General features: G+C 54.8%; 18 protein-coding genes and 3 tRNA genes. 20 read left to right on the plus strand and 1 reads right to left on the minus strand.

Features of this window, described 5'->3' with window-relative positions; translation table 11 throughout:
* Positions 1-127 precede the first annotated feature (127 nt).
* The 20 genes from IEX86_RS09180 to IEX86_RS09275 all read left to right on the plus strand — a co-directional run bounded on the left by IEX86_RS09180 (position 128) and on the right by IEX86_RS09275 (position 19,254).
* Positions 128-1,486, plus strand: coding sequence for a GntP family permease (locus IEX86_RS09180; protein WP_188865820.1), 1,359 nt, complete (start codon positions 128-130; stop codon positions 1,484-1,486).
* Positions 1,487-1,536: 50 nt separating this feature from the next.
* Positions 1,537-2,676 carry a glycerate kinase family protein gene (locus tag IEX86_RS09185; protein WP_188865821.1) on the plus strand — a complete coding sequence of 380 codons (1,140 nt, stop codon included), beginning with the start codon at positions 1,537-1,539 and terminating at the stop codon, positions 2,674-2,676.
* 194 nt (positions 2,677-2,870) lie between these two features.
* Positions 2,871-3,344: an outer membrane lipoprotein gene (locus tag IEX86_RS09190; protein ID WP_188865822.1), complete on the plus strand. Its 474-nt coding sequence runs from the start codon at positions 2,871-2,873 to the stop codon at positions 3,342-3,344.
* A 275-nt stretch (positions 3,345-3,619) separates the two neighbouring features.
* Complete coding sequence (locus tag IEX86_RS09195) at positions 3,620-4,840, plus strand: aspartate aminotransferase family protein (protein WP_188865823.1); 1,221 nt, start codon at positions 3,620-3,622, stop codon at positions 4,838-4,840.
* A 75-nt stretch (positions 4,841-4,915) separates the two neighbouring features.
* Positions 4,916-5,932, plus strand: a complete 1,017-nt coding sequence (gene aruF, locus IEX86_RS09200) for an arginine/ornithine succinyltransferase subunit alpha (RefSeq protein ID WP_188865824.1) — start codon at positions 4,916-4,918, stop codon at positions 5,930-5,932.
* 94 nt (positions 5,933-6,026) lie between these two features.
* On the plus strand, positions 6,027-7,037 hold the full coding sequence (aruG, locus tag IEX86_RS09205) for an arginine N-succinyltransferase (protein ID WP_188865825.1): 1,011 nt from the start codon (positions 6,027-6,029) through the stop codon (positions 7,035-7,037).
* A gap of 11 nt (positions 7,038-7,048) precedes the next feature.
* Positions 7,049-8,512: a succinylglutamate-semialdehyde dehydrogenase gene (astD, locus tag IEX86_RS09210; RefSeq protein WP_188865826.1), complete on the plus strand. Its 1,464-nt coding sequence runs from the start codon at positions 7,049-7,051 to the stop codon at positions 8,510-8,512.
* Positions 8,509-9,855: an N-succinylarginine dihydrolase gene (gene astB, locus IEX86_RS09215; RefSeq protein WP_188865827.1), complete on the plus strand. Its 1,347-nt coding sequence runs from the start codon at positions 8,509-8,511 to the stop codon at positions 9,853-9,855. Before astD ends, astB begins: the two co-directional genes overlap by 4 nt.
* Before the next feature lie 8 nt (positions 9,856-9,863).
* Entirely contained in the window at positions 9,864-10,148 is a 285-nt protein-coding gene (locus IEX86_RS09220; RefSeq protein ID WP_188865828.1) for a GTPase, read from the plus strand.
* 27 nt (positions 10,149-10,175) lie between these two features.
* Positions 10,176-11,195 (plus strand): succinylglutamate desuccinylase, encoded by a 1,020-nt coding sequence (gene astE, locus IEX86_RS09225; protein ID WP_188865829.1) that lies wholly within the window; start codon positions 10,176-10,178, stop codon positions 11,193-11,195.
* 56 nt (positions 11,196-11,251) lie between these two features.
* Positions 11,252-12,256 (plus strand): low-specificity L-threonine aldolase, encoded by a 1,005-nt coding sequence (gene ltaE / locus IEX86_RS09230; protein ID WP_188865830.1) that lies wholly within the window; start codon positions 11,252-11,254, stop codon positions 12,254-12,256.
* A gap of 120 nt (positions 12,257-12,376) precedes the next feature.
* Entirely contained in the window at positions 12,377-15,001 is a 2,625-nt protein-coding gene (gene alaS, locus IEX86_RS09235; protein WP_188865831.1) for an alanine--tRNA ligase, read from the plus strand.
* Between the two features lie 97 nt (positions 15,002-15,098).
* Positions 15,099-16,334: an aspartate kinase gene (locus IEX86_RS09240; RefSeq protein ID WP_188865832.1), complete on the plus strand. Its 1,236-nt coding sequence runs from the start codon at positions 15,099-15,101 to the stop codon at positions 16,332-16,334.
* A gap of 166 nt (positions 16,335-16,500) precedes the next feature.
* Positions 16,501-16,686 carry a carbon storage regulator CsrA gene (csrA, locus tag IEX86_RS09245; RefSeq protein WP_010794953.1) on the plus strand — a complete coding sequence of 62 codons (186 nt, stop codon included), beginning with the start codon at positions 16,501-16,503 and terminating at the stop codon, positions 16,684-16,686.
* Positions 16,687-16,745: 59 nt separating this feature from the next.
* A tRNA-Ser gene (locus tag IEX86_RS09250) sits at positions 16,746-16,836 on the plus strand.
* A 109-nt stretch (positions 16,837-16,945) separates the two neighbouring features.
* A tRNA-Arg gene (locus IEX86_RS09255) sits at positions 16,946-17,022 on the plus strand.
* Positions 17,023-17,090: 68 nt separating this feature from the next.
* A tRNA-Arg gene (locus IEX86_RS09260) sits at positions 17,091-17,167 on the plus strand.
* 82 nt (positions 17,168-17,249) lie between these two features.
* Positions 17,250-17,687: an acyl-CoA thioesterase gene (locus tag IEX86_RS09265; RefSeq protein ID WP_188865833.1), complete on the plus strand. Its 438-nt coding sequence runs from the start codon at positions 17,250-17,252 to the stop codon at positions 17,685-17,687.
* A gap of 18 nt (positions 17,688-17,705) precedes the next feature.
* Positions 17,706-18,671, plus strand: a complete 966-nt coding sequence (locus IEX86_RS09270) for a tRNA dihydrouridine synthase (RefSeq protein ID WP_188865834.1) — start codon at positions 17,706-17,708, stop codon at positions 18,669-18,671.
* A gap of 121 nt (positions 18,672-18,792) precedes the next feature.
* A complete protein-coding gene (locus IEX86_RS09275) occupies positions 18,793-19,254 on the plus strand; it encodes an Hsp20 family protein (RefSeq protein WP_188865835.1) in 462 nt (153 codons plus the stop codon).
* A 57-nt stretch (positions 19,255-19,311) separates the two neighbouring features.
* Here IEX86_RS09275 and IEX86_RS09280 read toward each other — a convergent pair whose 3' ends face one another.
* Positions 19,312-20,184, minus strand: a complete 873-nt coding sequence (locus tag IEX86_RS09280; protein WP_188865836.1) for a LysR family transcriptional regulator — start codon at positions 20,182-20,184, stop codon at positions 19,312-19,314.
* Between the last annotated feature and the right edge of the window lie 98 nt (positions 20,185-20,282).

Consider the following 20,282-nt stretch of genomic DNA (forward strand, 5'->3'; position numbering starts at 1 on the left):
ATTGCACAAAATATAGCGGATAAATCAAGCTTTTTGCTGTGCATTTGTACCAAGCGTAATCCTTGGAAGTGATAGCACAATAAGCTCATTCACAGTTATCCGATCACAATAACAACCGGAGCCTGTCATGAGCCTCGTTTTTATCCTGGTGGCGTTGATTGCCTTTATCGTCGTAACCACTACACGCTTTAAGCTTCATCCGTTCCTGGCCTTGCTCCTGGCTGCTTTTCTAGCCGGTTTTGCCTATCAAATCCCCGTTACCGATATCACTAAAACCCTTACAACAGGCTTTGGCAATATCCTGGGGTATATCGGTATTGTTATTGTGCTGGGCACTATCATTGGTGTGATTCTGGAGCGCAGCGGCGCAGCCATTACCATGGCCGAAACCGTAATCCGCCTACTCGGTGAGCGCTTCCCAACACTAACCTTGTCCATTATCGGCTATCTGGTCTCGATACCCGTATTCTGCGATTCCGGTTACGTCATCCTTAACTCATTGAAGAATGCCCTGGCAGCCCGGATGAAGGTCTCCTTGATCTCCATGAGTGTAGCCTTGGCGACTGGACTTTATGCCTCGCATACCTTCGTGCCACCTACACCAGGGCCGATTGCTGCAGCAGGTAACCTGGGGCTCGATGCGCGCCTGGGATTGGTTATTGGCGTTGGCCTTATCGTGTCGTTCGTAACAGCCATGGCGGGTCTTTGGTGGGCAAACCGGTTCCTGAACAAAGACATTAAACTGGTCGATGACGGCACGCCGATACCCTCCCAGGAGGACTTCACTGCATTACGGGAAAGCTATGGTGTTCTTCCCAGTGCCTGGCAGGCATTTGCTCCTATCTTCATTCCGATTGCACTGATCTGCCTGGGATCGGTTGCTGCTTTTCCCAGTAAGCCTTTTGGTGAAGGAGCAGTGTTGACGTTGCTGGGCTTTATTGGGCAACCCGTTCCTGCGCTCCTGGTAGGTCTGGTGCTGGCGTGTTCGTTGCTCAAGGGTGACGACAAGCGTAAGGAATTTCAGAATCATGTGGCTGAAGGCATTCTATCCGCCGCTCCTATCTTGCTTATCACCGGCGCCGGCGGGGCTTTTGGTGCGGTCTTGAAAGTAACTCCACTAGGGGATTATCTCGGGAGCACGCTCTCCGCACTGGGAATCGGTTTGTTCATGCCATTTGTAGTATCCGCTGCCCTGAAAACCGCGCAGGGTTCTACCACTGTGGCGCTGGTAACAACCTCCGCTCTGGTAGCACCGCTTCTGGGGCAGCTAGGGCTCGACAGTGAAATGGGCCGCGTATTGACTGTGATGGCTATTGGCGCGGGGGCCATGACGGTTTCTCATGCCAACGACAGCTTCTTTTGGGTTGTAACTCAATTCAGCCGCATGAGTGTGGCTACAGCGTATCGCGCCCAGACACTCGCCACTCTGATTCAAGGGCTCGCGGGTATGGCCACGGTATGGCTACTGAGTTTGTTCCTGCTGTAACGGCCTGTCATACCTACCGAAAGGCTGGGCCGCCAGCCGGGAGAGCATTTATGAAACTCGTGATTGCACCTGATTCTTTTAAGGAAAGCTTGAGTGCGCCCGAGGTGGCTCAAGCAATTGCCGAAGGGTGGCGAGAGGTATTTCCTTCAGCTGCCATTGAACTGAAACCTATGGCCGATGGTGGTGAAGGCACTGTTGACGCGCTGCTGGCGGCAACGGGTGGCCAGCGCCGAGAAATGACTGTGCAGGGCCCGCTGGGGCAGCCAGTGCCCGCTCATTGGGGATGGCTGGAGGACGATACGGCCGTGATCGAGATGGCGGCCGCCAGCGGTCTGCATTGGGTTCCGAAAGGGCAGCGGGACGTTAAGCGTGCCAGCAGCTATGGTACGGGTGAACTGATCAAGGCTGCGTTGGATGAAGGCGCTCGGCGAATCATCTTGGGATTGGGCGGCAGCGCTACGAATGATGGCGGCACAGGGTTGCTTAGCGCTCTGGGCGTCCAATTCCTGGATGAGCATGATCAGCCTTTGATGCCGGGCGGCGCGGCGCTGGCCAGCCTTACCAGGATTGATCTGAGCCAGCTGGATCGACGCCTTGCCACTGTTCGTATCGAGGTGGCAGCTGACGTCAACAATCCATTGTGTGGTATTCACGGCGCTTCTCATATCTTCGGCCCCCAAAAAGGAGCAACGCCTGACGATGTCGCTGTGCTTGATGCAGCGCTTGGTCACTATGCTCAGGTTGTAGCTTGCGCACTGAGTGAGGACCACCGTAATTTTCCGGGAGCGGGAGCCGCTGGAGGGCTGGGCTTTGCTGCCAAGGCGTTTCTTAACGCGCGGTTCCGTCCGGGAATCGAGCTGGTTGCAGAGATTTTAGGGCTGGCCGAAGCAATCCGGGGCGCTGATCTGGTCATTACAGGAGAAGGGCAACTTGACCATCAAAGCCTGCATGGCAAGACACCTGTAGGCGTCGCCAAGATAGCCCGTGAGGCCGGTGTGCCGGTGGTTGCGCTGGTTGGTAGCCTGGGCGAGCGCTATCAGCAGGTCTATGACTCAGGTATCGAGGCAGCCTTCAGCCTGGCACCTGGCCCTATCACGCTTGAGCGGGCGTGCCAGACCGCCGCTCAAGAGTTGCGCGCACGCTCTACTGACCTTGCCCGCTTCTGGCGTCTGGCTCGACAGTCACGCTAGCCCTACGTGGGTTGAATCTCTCGACTTCAGGCAAAATAAGCGAAGCGTATGAACAAAAGCTGTCTGCGATTCAAGATTTGACCGTTTGCCGTAGAGCAGTGTGAGAGCATGATAAAAGCTGAACATTCCTGTAAGGCGGAGGGTCCACCATAGGGTTCCGCCGAGAACAGCCCTGTAGGAACTGGAGTTGAACGATGAATAAAGCCACTCAAATCATTACTGCACTGACTGCCTCTGTACTGCTGGCAGGGTGCGTGTCCAGCCAGACCGGTGACGTGTATTCACGTGATGAAGCCCGTCAGGTACAGACTGTACGCATGGGTACCATTACGGCCCTGCGTCCCGTCAAGATTGAAGGAACCAAAACGCCCATTGGCGCAGGTGCCGGTGCTGCAGTAGGCGGTATCGCCGGCAGTGGCGTGGGCGGTGGGCGGGGTAGTTATGTAGCCGCCATCGTAGGTGCTGTCGCTGGCGGTCTGCTTGGCGCAGCTACCGAAGAAGGCTTCACCCGTGCCAACGGTGTAGAGGTTACGGTGCGTGAAGACGACGGCAGCACACGGGCCTATGTACAGGAAGTAAGCAAGGGTGAAGTATTCCGTGTAGGCGAGCGTGTCCGCATCGTGACAGTTAACGGCACTAGCCGTGTAGCGCCTAACGTGACCCAGTAAGATCAATGGCCGCAGACGCATGTCTGCGGCCATTATTTGGTAGGCTCACTCAACGCAGGTCAACTGTGCGTTAAAAATGAGTGTCTACTGATGCTTCCCGCATCCGCCCGTACATCCTAGACTGCGTATTGCCGACGTTTTCTGTCGCATATCTGTAAGCCGCTCCGCGGGCTGGTTGTGCGCTGTAAATAGTTGTCGCATAGCGGCAATGCCCGGCGTGAACTACTCCCTACAATCCTTCCATCGCTAGCCAACAACAGGCAGGAGAATTTTCGATGTCTGCTCCGCAGCTCTCGGTGCAACGCACCGACTTCGACCAGATCATGGTGCCCAACTATGCACCCGCCGCATTCATTCCCGTCCGAGGTGAGGGTTCACGAATCTGGGACCAGGCAGGGCGTGAGTTGATCGATTTCTCCGGCGGCATTGCGGTTAATGCGCTGGGGCATGGTCATCCTGCCCTGATGCAGGCGCTGATGGAGCAGGCCAACAAACTCTGGCATGTGTCCAATATCTATACCAATGAACCTGCGTTGCGCATGGCTCGCAAACTGGTTGATGCGACTTTTGCCGATCGTGTCTTCTTTGCCAACTCTGGTGCAGAAGCCAACGAGGCCGCCTTTAAGCTGGCGCGTCGTTATGGGCATGATGTCAGTGGCGGAAGCCGTTATGAAATCATTGCCGCAACCAATAGTTTCCATGGTCGTACGCTGTTTACCGTAAGCGTGGGTGGCCAGCCCAAGTACTCTGAGGGATTTGGTCCGAAGATCGAGGGCATTACTCATGTGCCCTATAACGATCTGGACGCCCTCAAGGCGGCTATTTCCGAGAAAACCTGTGCGGTTGTGCTTGAGCCTATCCAGGGCGAGGGCGGCGTGCTGCCAGGGGATCAAGCCTACCTGCAAGGCGCGCGCGATCTGTGTGACCAGCATGGCGCACTGCTTGTGTTTGATGAGGTCCAGAGCGGCGTAGGCCGCACAGGCTATCTCTACGCGTATATGCACTATGGCATCACGCCCGACATTCTGACGACGGCCAAGAGTATTGGGGGTGGCTTCCCGTTGGCTGCGATGCTGACGACCGACAAGCTGGCGGCACATCTATCAGTCGGAACCCACGGCAGCACCTATGGTGGTAACCCGCTTGGCTGCGCTATTGGCGCTGCTCTGCTGGACGTGGTCAATACACCTGAAGTACTAGAGGGTGTGAAGGCTCGCCATAACCGTTTCCGCACTGCACTTGAGGCCATGGGCAGCAAATACGGGATCTTCTCTGGCGTTCGTGGCATGGGGCTACTCATTGGCGCTCCGCTGAGCGAGCCTTGGAAAGGCCGCGCAAAGGAAGTGCTGACTGCGGCCAATGAAGAGTCGCTCATGGTGCTTCAGGCGGGGCCGGATGTAATCCGCTTTGCACCTAGCCTGGTTATCAGCGAGGCTGACATCGATGAGGGTCTAGCCCGACTGGAGCGTGCTGTCGCTCGAATTACCCAGGCCTAAGCTTAAACGTGGCGCAGGGAGGCGCCACGGCATTCAAGAACGATTTCAATTAGAAAAACTATAAGGAGTGACTTCATGCTGGTGATGCGACCTGCTCGGGCAGCCGATTTGCCCCATGTGCAGCATCTGGCCGCGGACAGTCCGGTAGGTGTCACCTCTTTGCCGGATGACATCGAGCGGCTCAAGGAAAAGATCCGGGTTTCAGAAGCCTCGTTTGCAGCTGAAGTCAGCTTTAATGGCGAAGAAAGTTATTTCTTTGTCCTGGAAGATTTAGACACAGGGCGCCTGGTTGGCTGTTCTGCCATCATCGCCACGGCCGGTTTTTCCGAGCCGTTCTACAGCTTTCGGAACGAGACTTTTATTCATGCCTCCCGTGAGCTGAAGATTCACAACAAGACGCATGTGCTTTCGCTTTGCCACGATCTGACCGGCAACAGTGTATTGAGCAGCTTCTATCTTGATCGTGATTTTCTGGATACGCCTGTCGCCGAGCTCAACTCGCGTGGCCGCCTGATGTTCATGGCTGGTCATCCCGAGCGGTTCGCCGAGTCTGTTGTGGTCGAGATCGTGGGCATGAGTGATGAGAAGGGTGACTCGCCATTCTGGGACTCCGTAGGCCGGCACTTCTTTGACGTAAGCTATGCTGAAGCGGAGCGCATTTGCGGGGCCAAGAGTCGTACGTTTCTGGCCGAGCTGATGCCAATTTACCCGATCTACGTGCCGCTACTGACCGATGCAGCGCAAGAGGCAATAGGTCAAGTCCACCCACGTGCACAGATCACCTTCGATATCCTGACTCGCGAAGGCTTCGAGACAGACAACTACGTTGATATTTTCGACGGCGGTCCGACGTTGCATGCTCGCACCAATAACATTCGTTCAATGGCGGGTAGCCATATAGTCTCGGTAGAGGTGCGAGATGCTGTCGAGGGCACTCGCTCGTATCTGATCAGTAACGACCTGCTCCAGGATTACCGCGCCATTGTTTACGAACTCGACTGGGAGCCTGGAGCCCCAGCAGTCCTGTCAACTGCTGCTGCAGCTGCGCTGAACGTCAAGGCAGGCGATACCGTACGGCTCGTCGCCGTTTAACCATGAAACGTACCGTTGTCATGAGAGTAATGCGTGCCCAAGGCGCGTCAGACGCAAGCGCGACTAAAGGTCGGCCTGAGTCATCGGAGGGAATATGATCATTCGTCCTGTTACCCGCGCGGATTTGCCCGCGCTGATTGAGCTTGCGCGCACAACAGGCGCCGGGCTTACCACCTTACCAGCCAGTGAAGAGCGTCTGGCTCACCGGGTGGAGTGGGCTGAAAAAACCTTCCGCGGTGACGCTGAGCGTGCCGATGCGGACTATCTCTTCGTACTCGAGCAGGACGACGGTAAGGTTATTGGTATTTCCGGTATTGCTGGTGCCGTAGGTTTGCGTGAGCCCTGGTATAACTATCGGGTAGGGCTCACGGTCAGCGCCTCCCGTGAGCTTAATATTCACCAGCAGATTCCTACGCTGTTCATGGCTAACGACCTGACAGGCAACTCGGAGCTTTGCTCGTTGTTCCTGCATGCAGGCCATCGTAACGGGTTGAACGGACGCCTTCTGTCCAAGGCGCGTTTTCTATTCATCGCAGAGTTCCGCTCGCTGTTTTCAGACAAGTTGATCGCTGAAATGCGGGGCGTGTCTGACAGTCGAGGGCTGTCTCCATTCTGGGAGAATCTGGGGCGTAACTTCTTCAAAATGGAATTTTCCCAGGCGGATTACCTGACGGGTGTCGGCAATAAATCATTCATTGCTGAGCTCATGCCGAAGTTTCCGCTTTATACGTGCTTTTTGTCAGATAAGGCCCGTGCCGTCATCGGGCGTGTTCACCCGGATACCGAGCCGGCTCTGCGGATGCTTAATGCGGAAGGGTTTGCCTACCAGGGGTATGTAGATATTTTCGATGCAGGCCCAGCGATTGAGTGCGAAACCAATAAGGTTCGTGCTATCCGGGATAGTCAGATTCTTGTGCTGTCCATCGGGACGCCAGGCGAAGATGCCCAACCCTATGTGATTCATAACCGTAAGCGAGAGGGCTGTCGGATTACGGCTGCGCCTGCACGAGTAGCTTCGGGAACGCTGGTCGTTGACCTTGTTACTGCAAGAAGACTGCAATTGTCTGCTGGCGCTCAGGTTCGCGCTGTGCCGGTCGCGCCTTAGGAGAAAACGATATGAGTACGCATTATATTGGCGGTCAATGGCTAGCTGGCGAGGGTGCCGAGTTCACCTCGCTGAATCCTGTAGGGCAGGCGGTTGTCTGGCATGGAAAAGAAGCGACCGATACTCAAGTAGCGGCCGCAGTGGCTGCCGCACGAGCAGCCTTTCCAGCCTGGGCTCGTCAGCCATTGGAAGCACGTATCAAGGTGCTCGAGGCCTTTGCCGCAACGCTCAAGTCGCGTAGCCAGGAGCTGGCCAATGCGATTGGCATGGAAACCGGCAAACCTCTTTGGGAGGCTACAACAGAAGTCACCAGTATGGTGAACAAGGTAGCCATCTCGATTCAGGCCTATCACGAGCGGACCGGTGAAAAAGCAGGTACGTTGGGTGAGGCCAGAACTCTGCTGCGACATAAGCCGCATGGCGTTGTCGCGGTATTTGGTCCTTATAACTTTCCAGGCCACTTGCCCAATGGACATATCGTGCCTGCTTTGCTGGCAGGAAACACGGTTGTCTTCAAGCCCAGTGAAATGACGCCCGGTGTCGCCGAGCTCACGGTTAAGTGCTGGGTTGAAGCGGGCCTGCCGGACGGTGTACTCAATCTAGTACAGGGCGCTCGTGCTACCGGTGTTGCCTTGGCGGCACAGCCTGATATTGATGGCCTGTTTTTCACAGGATCCAGTCGCACAGGCGCCTTGCTCCATCAACAGTTTGCCGGTGCGCCTCATAAAATTCTGGCGCTTGAGATGGGGGGCAATAATCCGCTGGTGGTCGACACGGTTGAACAGGTCGAGGCGGCGGTCTATACCATTCTGCAATCAGCCTTCATTTCGGCCGGGCAGCGCTGTACCTGTGCGCGTCGTCTGCTGGTGCCGAAGACGGAGCAGGGCGACATTATCCTGCAGCGTCTGGTTCAGGCGGCGGCCAAGCTCCAAATCGGTCGCTTTGATGAAGAGCCTGCGCCTTTCCTGGGCACTGTAATTTCTCTGGAGGCTGCCCGCCAGCTGCTTGAGGCGCAGGAGCGTCTCTTGGCTGCAGGTGCAGTGTCGTTGCTGACCATGACTCAACCTCATGCTCAGAACGCTTTGCTCACGCCCGGCATTCTGGATGTGACTGGCGTTGCCAATCGTCCTGACGAAGAATTCTTCGGGCCGTTGCTGCAAGTCATTCGCTACGACAGTTTTGACGAGGCTGTACGCGAGGCTAATGCTACCCGCTTTGGTCTGGCGGCAGGCTTGCTCTCGTCATCCAGAGCGAGGTACGAACAATTCCTGATCGAGTCACGCGCGGGTATCGTCAACTGGAACAGGCCGTTGACGGGCGCTGCCAGCAGTGCTCCCTTTGGCGGCATAGGCGCTTCAGGCAATCATCGCCCCAGTGCTTACTATGCGGCGGATTACTGTGCTTATCCGGTCGCCTCGCTGGAGGCAGACACGCTTGATTTACCGGCAACGCTGTTGCCTGGAGTCCATCTATGAGTGCTTATGAAGTCAATTTCGACGGACTGGTCGGCCCAACACATAACTACGGGGGGCTCTCCTATGGAAACGTAGCCTCTCAAAGTAATGGGCAGCTCACCTCGAACCCTCGCGAGGCAGCTCGCCAAGGGCTGGCCAAAATGAAGGCGTTGATGGAGCTTGGCTTCAAGCAGGGTGTGTTTGCTCCTCAGGAGCGCCCTGATGTGGCGGCGCTGCGTCAGCTGGGATTTGCTGGAACAGATGCACAGGTTGTAGAAAAGGCGGCAAGAGAGGCCTTACCACTGCTGGCTTCGGTCAGCTCTGCCTCGTCAATGTGGACGGCCAATGCCGCAACGGTCAGTCCCAGCGCAGACACGGCCGATGGGCGGGTCCATTTCACGGCAGCCAATCTCAATAGCAAGTTTCACCGCAGTATTGAACATCCTACGACCAGTCGTGTACTGGCGGCCATGTTCCATGATGAAAAACACTTCGCACATCATCCCGCCTTGCCGGCAGTAAACCAGTTTGGTGATGAAGGAGCTGCCAATCACACACGTTTCTGCCGTGACTATGATGAGGCTGGCGTAGAGTTCTTCGTGTTTGGCCGGAGTGCATTCGATGGTCGTTATTCGTCACCACAGCGTTACCCGGCGCGCCAAACCCTGGAAGCGTCACAGGCCATTGCACGGTTGCATGGCTTGACGGACGAAGGCGTAGTCTATGCCCAGCAGAACCCTGAAGTAATAGATCAGGGCGTCTTTCATAATGACGTAATTGCAGTGGGCAATGCCGAAGTGCTGTTCTACCACGAAGACGCTTTTCTGGAGAGCGACCGCGTTCTCAAGGAGCTGGCAGATAAATTGGATCGCCGCGGTGGAACATTGCGCGCAGTGTGCGTGCCTCATAGCCAGGTAAGCGTAAACGACGCAGTACGTTCCTACCTGTTCAACAGTCAGTTGTTACTCAAGCCGGATGGCCAGACACTACTGATCGTGCCTGAAGAGTGTCGCCAGAATACTCAGGTATGGACGTATCTGGATCAGCTCGTTAAAAGCGACGGCCCTATTCGCGAAGTCAAGGTGTTCGACCTCAAGCAAAGCATGCAGAACGGCGGGGGACCAGCCTGTCTACGGCTGCGTGTAGCACTCAAGGAGACAGAGCTTAATGCGGTCAATCCAGGGGTGTTGATGACAACCGAGCTCTATACACGACTGCTGGCCTGGGTAGATACTCACTACCGGGATCGCCTGAACGTATCCGACCTGGCCGATCCGCAGCTACTATTCGAATGCCGAACAGCCCTGGATGAGCTTACACAAATCTTGGGACTAGGTTCGGTATACCCATTCCAGATCGATTGAGTGCAGACATGATCGAAAGCTTGTCCCTTATTCTTGAAGATACCCAAGGCGAGCGCCGCGAAGCACGCGCTGCTCGTGTTGCCGTTCAAATCAATGGCCGTGACCTCTGGCTGGAGCCGGATGGACAAGGTGGGCTCACGATCTATGCCGAGTCTTTTGAAGACGAGGCTGAAACCCCGGTACTGGCGCTACGCCCCCAGGCGGTGAATCAGTTTGGGCTGGCGCTCAGCCTGGAGCCGGTTGCAGAGGACCATGAGCATGGCCCAGATTGTGGTTGTGGGCATGATCACTGACTAACACTACTGCCAGCCAGGATCATCATGACGGAACAGTACGGTCTTTCTCTGGGCAAGCTGCTTGAACTCACATTGGCTGGCCGGGAGCCAGCCGAAAAGATCCAGGTAACCTCCAGCGGCATCCGCCTGCAGTGGTTGAGTGAGGGTGCCTTGCTGGTCAAACCGGCTAATGGGACGGATGCGGGCGTTGATCTTCTGCTGTCAGCCGGCATACACGGTAACGAGACAGCGCCTATCGAAATGCTGGATCGCCTTCTCAAAGGCATCGCGCGCGGTGAAATAAAACCGCGTATTCGAATTCTCTTTCTCTTGGGTAACCCCGAAGCCATGCGGCGCAATGTTCGCTTCGTTGAGCAGGACATGAATCGCCTGTTCAATGGCAAACATGCGCTGACTTCTGGATTCGAAGCTCAACGAGCCGATCAATTGGAGCGCCTGGTTACGCAGTTTTTCAGCGAGCCGGAAAGGCTTCGGCTCCATTACGATCTGCATACAGCGATTCGTGGCTCGGCTATTGAACGGTTTGCGCTGTACCCCTGGAGCGAAGGGAGAGCGCACTCGCAGGCTGAAATGGTTCGATTAGAAGCGGCAGGTATTGATGCTGTACTGTTGCAGAGCAAGCCCGGTATCACATTCAGTGCCTACAGTTACGCGGCCCATCAGGCCGAAGCCTTTACGCTTGAATTGGGAAAGGCTCGTCCATTTGGCCAGAATGCTGGAGTGGATGTCAGTCTGCTGGAGGCCCGCCTCAAGGCCATGATCGAGCAATGCGAGCCTGAACTGCCTCAGAAACTGGAGCGGCTTAAGGTATTTCACGTGTCGCGGGAAATCATCAAGCAGAGCGAAGCGTTTCGCCTGCATCTGGCCGATGATGTCGCTAATTTCAGCCCGCTGCCTGAGGGTTACTTGCTTGCAGAGGACGGTCCTCAGAAATGGGTGGTTACTGAAACAGACGCCCGGATCATTTTCCCGAATCCAAACGTAAAGCCCGGTCTGCGTGCAGGCATTTTGATTGTTCCGACTACGGCAGTAGACAATTCGTGATTTTCGAGGCGGCTTTGCATTAGCATCGGGGGTTTCCACGTTCCGGAGCTGTTTGTATGAGCCTCATCGATTTGAGAAGTGATACCGTCACTCAGCCTACGCTAGCAATGCGCGAGATCATGGCGAAGGCTGAAGTGGGGGACGACGTCTACGGTGAGGACCCTGCTGTTCTCCAACTGCAGCATCACTTGGCAGATGAGCTGGGTTTTGAGGCCGCCTTGTTTGTACCTACTGGTACCATGAGCAATCTATTGGGGCTTATGGCGCATTGCGAGCGGGGTGATGAGTATCTGGTCGGGCAGCTTGCTCATACGTACAAGTATGAAGGGGGTGGGGCGGCTGTCCTGGGCTCTATCCAGCCGCAGCCAGTTGAGATGGAAAGTGACGGTAGCCTGGATTTAAATCGGGTAGCGTCCTATATCAAACCCAAGGATTTTCACTTCGCGCGTACCCGTCTCCTTGCCCTGGAAAATACCATGCATGGCAAGGTCCTTCCCATAAGCTATCTTGCCGATGCCCGCCGCTTCACCCTTGAGCACGGGCTGGCTCTCCATCTGGATGGTGCCCGTCTCTATAACGCTATTGTCAAACTAGGCGTTGCACCAAAAGAAATCACACGTCATTTCGATTCCGTGTCGGTGTGTCTCTCAAAAGGGCTGGGCGCGCCGGTAGGATCTGTTCTGTGCGGCAGCCAAGAGCTGATTGACAAGGCCATCCGCTGGCGCAAGGTTGTTGGGGGCGGTATGCGCCAGGCTGGCATACTTGCGGCAGCTGGGCTTTACGCACTTCAAAACAATGTCACACGTCTGGCAGAAGACCATGCCAATGCAGAGCGTCTCGCTAAAGGGCTTAGTGAGTTGGGCTACACTGTTGAGCCAGTACAAACCAATATGGTTTACCTTGCCATGGGCGATGAGGCTTCCCAGCTGGCTTCTTTCCTGAGAGAAAGAGGCATTGTAGTCAGTGCAGCTGCACGGTTAAGGTTGGTAACGCATCTGGATGTGTCCGAGGCGGATATCAAAACCGTACTGGAAGCATTCGCAGCCTACCGCAAGGCCTGAATCCACTTGAATTAAATAGGCATTGCCTATATCGCAAATTGACGACAGCCGGCGCTCCGTCCCGATATACTGCAAGTCTTTGCTGGCGCGCTGTAGCCCTGTATCTGTCTGGAAGAATTTATGAAAAGCGCAGAAATCCGTGAAGCCTTCCTCCGCTTCTTCGAAGAGAAGGGGCACACCCGAGTGGCCTCAAGTTCGCTGATCCCCGCGAACGACCCAACCCTGTTGTTTACCAACGCAGGTATGAACCAGTTCAAGGATTGCTTCCTTGGGCTTGAAAAGCGTGCTTATACCCGAGCGACTAGCAGCCAGAAATGCGTACGTGCCGGTGGCAAGCACAATGATCTGGAAAATGTCGGTTATACGGCGCGTCACCATACCTTTTTTGAAATGCTGGGCAATTTCAGCTTTGGCGACTATTTCAAGCGTGATGCCATTACCTTTGCCTGGGAATTTCTAACCTCACCCAAATGGTTGGGGCTGCCCAAGGAAAAGCTGTGGGTTACTGTCTACGAAACCGACGACGAAGCGTTCGATATCTGGACCAAGGAAGTTGGCGTGCCGGTAGAGCACATGGTGCGTATCGGTGACAACAAGGGTGCTCCATATGCATCCGATAACTTCTGGACAATGGGTGACACTGGACCATGCGGCCCTTGCACCGAGATCTTTTTTGATCATGGCGAAGACATTTGGGGCGGCCCGCCCGGCTCGCCAGAAGAAGACGGCGACCGCTATATCGAGATCTGGAACAACGTCTTCATGCAGTTCAATCGCACAGCCGATGGTGTTCTGCATCCCTTACCTGCGCCAAGTGTTGACACGGGCATGGGCCTGGAGCGGATCAGTGCCGTGCTGCAGCATGTGCATTCGAACTATGAGATCGATCTGTTTAAAAACCTCCTGGCAGCGTCTGCCGAAGCCATTGGTTGCGCCAATGACGATGCACCTTCACTAAAGGTTGTTGCCGACCATATCCGCTCCTGCGGCTTCCTGATTGCTGATGGCGTACTGCCTTCCAATGAAGGTCGTGGCTATGTGCTGCGCCGCATTGTTCGCCGCGCCTGCCGTCACGGCAATAAGCTCGGCGCCAAAGGCACGTTCTTCCACAAAATCGTTGCAGCACTGGCGGCTGAAATGGGTGATGCCTTCCCTGAGCTTAAAGCCCAGCAGGCGCATATCGAGCGTGTACTGCGTACCGAGGAAGAGCAGTTTGCCAAGACCTTGGAACAAGGCCTTAAGATCCTGGAACAGGATCTGGCAGATCTCAAAGGTGATGTTATTCCAGGTGACGTAGTGTTCAAGCTGTATGACACCTACGGCTTCCCGGTTGACCTGACAAACGATATCGCACGCGAACGTAATCTTACGTTGGATGAAGAGGGCTTCGAGCGGGAGATGGAAGCTCAGCGTGAACGTGCGCGCTCTGCCAGCTCGTTCGGTGTGGATTACAACAGCCTGGTCAAGGTTGATGGCGAAACGCTCTTTACGGGCTATGACAGCCACGCCGGTAGTGGAAAGATTGTCGCCTTGTTTAAGGCCGGTAACCCAGTGCCTCAGTTGGTTGAAGGGGATGAGGGTGTTGTGGTGCTGGACCAGACGCCTTTCTACGCCGAGTCGGGTGGTCAGGTAGGGGATAGCGGTTATCTATTCGCTGATGGCCAGCGCTTCGATGTGCGTGATACCACCAAAGCGGGCGGCGCTTTCCTGCATCATGGTTTGGTTGCTGCAGGTACCCTCAAGGTCGGGGAGACGCTGGAAACGCAGGTGGATGCCTCGGTGCGTCAGGCAACTGCGCTTAACCATTCGGCAACACACCTGCTGCACGCTGCGTTGCGTCAGGTATTGGGTGATCATGTTCAGCAGAAGGGTTCACTGGTTGACAGCCAACGTCTGCGGTTCGACTTCAGTCACTTTGAGGCCATCAAGCTTGAGCAGCTCAAGGACCTGGAGGAGATCGTCAACACTGAGGTTCGTCGCAATACGCCAGTTCAGGTTGAGTTGATGGACATCGAAAGCGCCAAGCGCAAGGGTGCCATGGCGCTATTTGGTGAGAAGTATGGCGATACCGTACGCGTACTCACCATGGGTGATGGCTTCTCCATTGAGCTCTGTGGCGGGACTCACGTTGCCCGCACCGGCGATATCGGCGTCTTCAAAATCATCAGTGAAGGTGGTGTGGCGTCGGGTGTACGCCGTATCGAGGCAGTCACTGGGGCTGGCGCACTGGGCTATCTGAACAAGGCGGAAGAACAGCTCAAGGAAGCAGCCGGCCTGCTCAAGGGCAGCCGTGAGAACGTCATCGACAAGCTTTCCGGTGTGCTTGATCGTAACCGGCAGTTAGAAAAGGAGCTGGAGCAGCTCAAGGCCAAGGCAGCCAGCGCTGCCGGCAATGATCTGGCAGGCTCTGCCGTTGAAATCAAGGGTGTCAAGGTGCTGGCTGCCCGCCTTGACGGGCTGGACAGTAAAGCCCTGATGGCTATGGTGGATCAGCTCAAGAACAAGCTGGGCTCTGCCGTGATTCTACTGGGCGGTGAGCAGGACGGTAAGGTTGTTCTGGTAGCAGGTGTAACTCAGGATCTGACCAGTCGCTTGAAAGCGGGTGACCTGATGAAGCAAGCCGCTGCGCATGTAGGCGGGAAGGGCGGTGGTCGTCCTGATATGGCTCAGGGTGGTGGTACCGATCCGGCTGCGTTGGAAGGCGCACTGGAGCTGGCCCGCAGCTTTGCCGAAGCAGGACTGTGATTGAATAAGCGATGGGGCTCGCATCGCGCTCTGTGAGCCCTTGGCAGGTGTATACCTGAATTGTTAAATGAGCGCCCTCGCGTTAGGCAGCAATTAAATGGCATTGATCGTACAGAAGTTCGGCGGCACCTCGGTGGGTACTGTCGAGCGCATCGAACAGGTGGCCGAAAAGGTCAAGAAGTTCCGCGAAGCCGGTGATGACATCGTGGTGGTGGTTTCTGCCATGAGTGGCGAGACCAATCGTCTGATCGATCTGGCCAAGCAAATCATGCCGCAGCCAAACCCGCGCGAGTTAGATGTAATGGTGTCAACAGGTGAGCAGGTGACTATTGCCCTACTTGCCATGGCACTAACCAAGCGGGGTGTTCCGGCCGTGTCCTTCACCGGTGGACAAGTCCGGATCCTGACTGATAGCGCCTTTACCAAAGCGCGCATCGTCAGTATTGACGAGCATCGTATCCGTGCCGAACTCAAGGCTGGGCGAGTCGTGGTTGTGGCAGGTTTCCAAGGCGTGGATGAGCAAGGCAACATTACTACCTTGGGCCGTGGCGGCTCTGACACCACTGGTGTCGCGCTGGCAGCCGCGCTCAAGGCGAGTGAGTGTCAGATCTATACCGATGTGGATGGTGTGTATACCACCGACCCGCGTGTAGTGCCTCATGCGCGTCGTCTTGAAAAGATTACCTTCGAGGAAATGCTGGAAATGGCCAGCCTCGGCTCGAAGGTTCTGCAGATCCGCTCGGTCGAGTTTGCAGGCAAATACAACGTGCCTCTGCGCGTACTTCATAGTTTCAAAGAGGGTCCAGGCACCCTTATTACTCTTGATGACGAGGAATCCATGGAACAGCCGATCATCTCCGGCATCGCCTTTAACCGTGACGAAGCCAAGCTGACTATCCGCGGTGTTCCAGACACCCCGGGTGTTGCATTCAAGATCCTGGGTCCTATTAGTGCGGCCAATATCGAAGTCGATATGATCGTGCAGAACGTTTCGCACGATAACACCACAGACTTCACCTTTACGGTGCACCGTAACGACTACCAGAATGCTCTTGAAATTCTTAAGCAGACGGCGTCCACCATTGGTGCACGCGAGGCAACAGGCGACACCAAGATTGCCAAGGTTTCGATTGTGGGGGTCGGTATGCGCTCTCACGCCGGTGTGGCCAGCCAGATGTTTGAAGCGCTAGCCAAGGAAAGCATCAATATTCAGATGATTTCGACATCTGAAATCAAGGTGTCGGTGGTCATCGAAGAGAAGTATCTGGAATTGGCTGTACGCGCTCTTCATACGGCATTCGAGCTCGATGCGCCTGCTCGGGTAAGCGAATAGCCAAGCTCTCTGGAGGGCGGTTTAAGGTGCCTTCCATCGATTTGATCATGCCGCCGGAACTTTCTTTCTGGCGGTATTGGTCAATAGATCAGTAAGGATCGCGGGTTCCCGGAATTGATCCTGATTTTTTTTGCAGACTGTGGTCCTGAACGAAAGGAGAAAAGGAATGCTTATTCTAACTCGACGGGTTGGAGAAACCCTTATGGTAGGCGATGAAGTGACCGTAACGGTCCTGGGAGTAAAGGGAAATCAGGTGCGCATTGGCGTAAATGCCCCTAAAGAAGTAGCGGTTCACCGCGAGGAAATCTACCAGCGTATCCAAAAGGAAAAGGACCAAGAGCCTAACATCTGATTTTTATTTAACTTTTTGCTTGCATCCGAAAAAAAAACGCGTATATTACGCCCCGTCGCGGTGAGGTGGCCGAGAGGCCGAAGGCGCTCCCCTGCTAAGGGAGTACACCTCAAAAGGGTGTCGAGGGTTCGAATCCCTCCCTCACCGCCATTTACGTTACAGGTTCCGAGAAAAGCGATTCAGAGTTCTATCCCTCTGATTTCATTAAGAAAATTCGCTTGACTCGATAAAGTATGAGCCTATAATGTGCACCCTCAGCGCGCTCGTAGCTCAGCTGGATAGAGTACTCGGCTACGAACCGAGCGGTCAGAGGTTCGAATCCTCTCGAGCGCGCCATTTTGAAGGGTGCTTAACAAGCACCCGGCTTTACCAGTGGTGATCTGGATATAAAACCACCAAGTTGCGCGCTCGTAGCTCAGCTGGATAGAGTACTCGGCTACGAACCGAGCGGTCAGAGGTTCGAATCCTCTCGAGCGCGCCATACCCCAAAGGGCTTGCAGAAATGCAAGCCCTTTGTTTTTGTGCCCTGAAAAATCTGTACAAACATGTTCCGGCGAGGCCATATGAGTTGGGATCGTGAAAATCCGTTCGTCATGTCGCTGCAAGTGTCGGTTAGCGACATTGATGCGCTTGGGCATGCAAACAATGCCGTTTATGTCTCTTGGCTAGAGCAGTGTGCTTGGCAGCATTCCAACAGTTTGGGGCTTGGGGTTGATGAGTTTCATCGGCTGGATCGGGCTATGGCGGTAGTCCGACACGAGATAGATTACCTGGCAAGTGCCTTTAAGGGCGATGAGTTGCTGCTAGGGACTTGGCTGACCGATTGGGATAAGCGACTGCGCATGACGCGCCAATTTCAGCTGGTGCGTCCATCTGACGGTCTTACCGTGCTGCGCGCAATAACCACCTTTGTTTGCATAGAGCTCTCTTCAGGTAAACCGCGACGAATGCCTGAAGCTTTCATCCGGGGTTATGGTCAGGCATTGCCTAGTTCGCTTTAAGTATCTTCAGAGGTCCGCATGCAAATCGCTTTGGCACCCATGGAAGGGTTGGTTGATGAAATCCTGCGAGATCTGCTAACGCAGGTAGGTGGCATTGATTGGTGCGTTACTGAATTCATTCGTATCACCAATCGCTTATTACCTCAGTCAACCTATCAGAAATATGCTCCTGAACTGGCAAATGGCTCCATGACGCGTGCAGGAGTGCCTATGCGGGTACAGTTCCTGGGGTCGGACCCTGTTTGTCTCGCGGAGAATGCGGCCTATGCCTGCACACTGGGTGCTCCGGTTATTGATCTCAACTTTGGCTGTCCCGCCAAAACGGTAAATAACTCCAAAGGCGGCGCCATTCTTCTTAATGAGCCCGAATTGCTTCACTCCATTGTCTCCCATGTTCGCCGTGCCGTTCCGGCGCATATCCCCGTAACCGCTAAGATGCGTTTAGGGTATGACAGTCCTGAGGGTGCTTTGGAGTGCGCGCAGGCGTTGGTTTCTGGTGGCGCACAACAGCTGGTCGTACATGCTCGCACCAAAAGAGATGGCTATAAGCCGCCGGCTCATTGGGAGTGGATTGCCAGAGTAGCGGAGGTGGTTGATGTACCTGTGCTGGCTAATGGCGAGATCTGGACGCTGGAAGATTATTGGCGGTGCCGCGAAGTCTGCGGCATTGCGGATGTCATGCTGGGGCGTGGTTTGGTCTCTCGGCCAGACCTGGCTCGGCAGATAGCTGCAAGTGTCCAGGGTGAGCCTATCGATCCTATGCAGTGGGAGGAGCTTTTTTCGCTGCTACAGGTGTTCTGGCTTAAGGCTCGCCAGAAGATGGCGCCACGCTACGCGCCAGGTCGTTTCAAACAGTGGCTGGGCATGCTTTCTCGTAATTATGAGGAGGCTTTTGAGTTATTTGGTGAAATACGTCGTGAGACGGAATGTGAGCGAATAGATGCGCTCCTTGAGTTGCCAGCTTCAATACCTTCGGTTGCCTAGAGGGTTTGCCATTTGTCGGTTGTGGCTCTTGAAAAAGGGGAGCGAGTCCTTATATGGAATTGTACGGGGCGCCGAAGTCGGGCTCCGCTTGAAACTTGCTGATGCTTCAGGAGATTTCCATATGAATACTGCATTTTCTCTTGCTCCTCTGTTCCGCCATTCCGTTGGGTTCGACCGCTTCAATGACCTGTTCGAATCGGCTCTTCGTAATGAGTCGGGCAGCACCTATCCACCCTATAATGTGGAAAAGCATGGTGACGATCACTACCGTATTGTGATTGCCGCTGCTGGCCTTGCCGAAAATGACCTCGAGCTTGAAGTGGAACGGGGCGTGTTGACTGTGAAGAGCGGGCGCCGCGAGAAAAGCGCTGAGAGCGTGACCTATCTGCATCAGGGCATTGCACAGCGTGCGTTCAAGCTGTCCTTCCGCCTGGCCGACCATATCGAGGTGAAGGGTGCGAGCTTGAAGAGTGGTCTGCTTAACATTGATCTGGTACGTGAAGTACCGGAAGAGGCCAAGCCCAAGCGTATCGCCATCAATGGCCAAGTACGTGCAGACGAAAAGCCTGTGTTGGAAGGCTAGACGGCCTGAATGATTTAGAGACTCTTACATAAGGGGGGCGTTACGTACGTCCCCTTTTTATTTATGGAGGTCGTTCAACAGGTCCATGAATGCTTTTGCTGCATTGGAATGAGTCCGTTCCATGTGGGCAATGTAGCCCAGACGGCGTTTGAGTTCTATTCCGGGCAGTGGAAGCCTTACTACTTGCTCGTCAAGCATCGTTCGCGGCAACACGCTCCAGGCAATACCGATAGAAACCATCATTTTTATTGTCTCTAAGTAATTAGTACTCATTGCAATATTAGGGGTGAGCTGCTGTGCCTCGAAAAGCCCTCGTACTATGTGATGGGTAAATGTATTTCCCCCTGGAAAAACAGCTGGATGAGCAGCAACATCCGCCAGGCTGACCTGTTCTGACAGGGCCAGGGGATGCTCGGGTGCCGCTACAAAGTCTAGTGGGTCATCCCAGACAGGCGAGGCCTGGATGAGCGGTGCTGTCTCTGGCGCCAGTGTAATAATCGCAAGCTCAACACGCCCTTGCAGTATCTCTTCATAAGCCGCTTCGGAATCGAGAAAGCGGATATCTAGAGAAACCTTAGGATAAAGGCGTGTAAAGGTCCTTAGCACGGGTGGAAGCCGATGCAGTCCAATGTGATGGCTAGTGGCTAAGGTCAGTTTGCCGGCAGTCTCGCCATTAAGGTTAGCCAATGCCCTTCGTGTATCGGCCAGTACGTCTTTGACCTGATACGCCCTGGGAAGTAGGGCTCGACCTGCCTCGGTCAAGCTGATCTCCCGTCCGATTCGATCAAACAGGCGGGTATTCAGCTGTTGTTCGAGGCTGGCTATTCGTTTGCTGACAGCCGGTTGCGTCAGATGAAGCCGCTCGCCCGCTTCGGAGAAACTTCCGCACTCCGCAACTGCTATAAAAGCATTAAGGTTATTTAGATCCAAACTGGATTCCTAATGGTTATGCATATCATGAAAATTATGAATTTGTTTTATGAGATGCTCAAGCGTTAGGATCATCCATACAAGCCCTAAGGGCATAG

This window comes from Pseudomonas asuensis, from assembly GCF_014646755.1.
Taxonomy (GTDB): domain Bacteria; phylum Pseudomonadota; class Gammaproteobacteria; order Pseudomonadales; family Pseudomonadaceae; genus Chryseomonas; species Chryseomonas asuensis.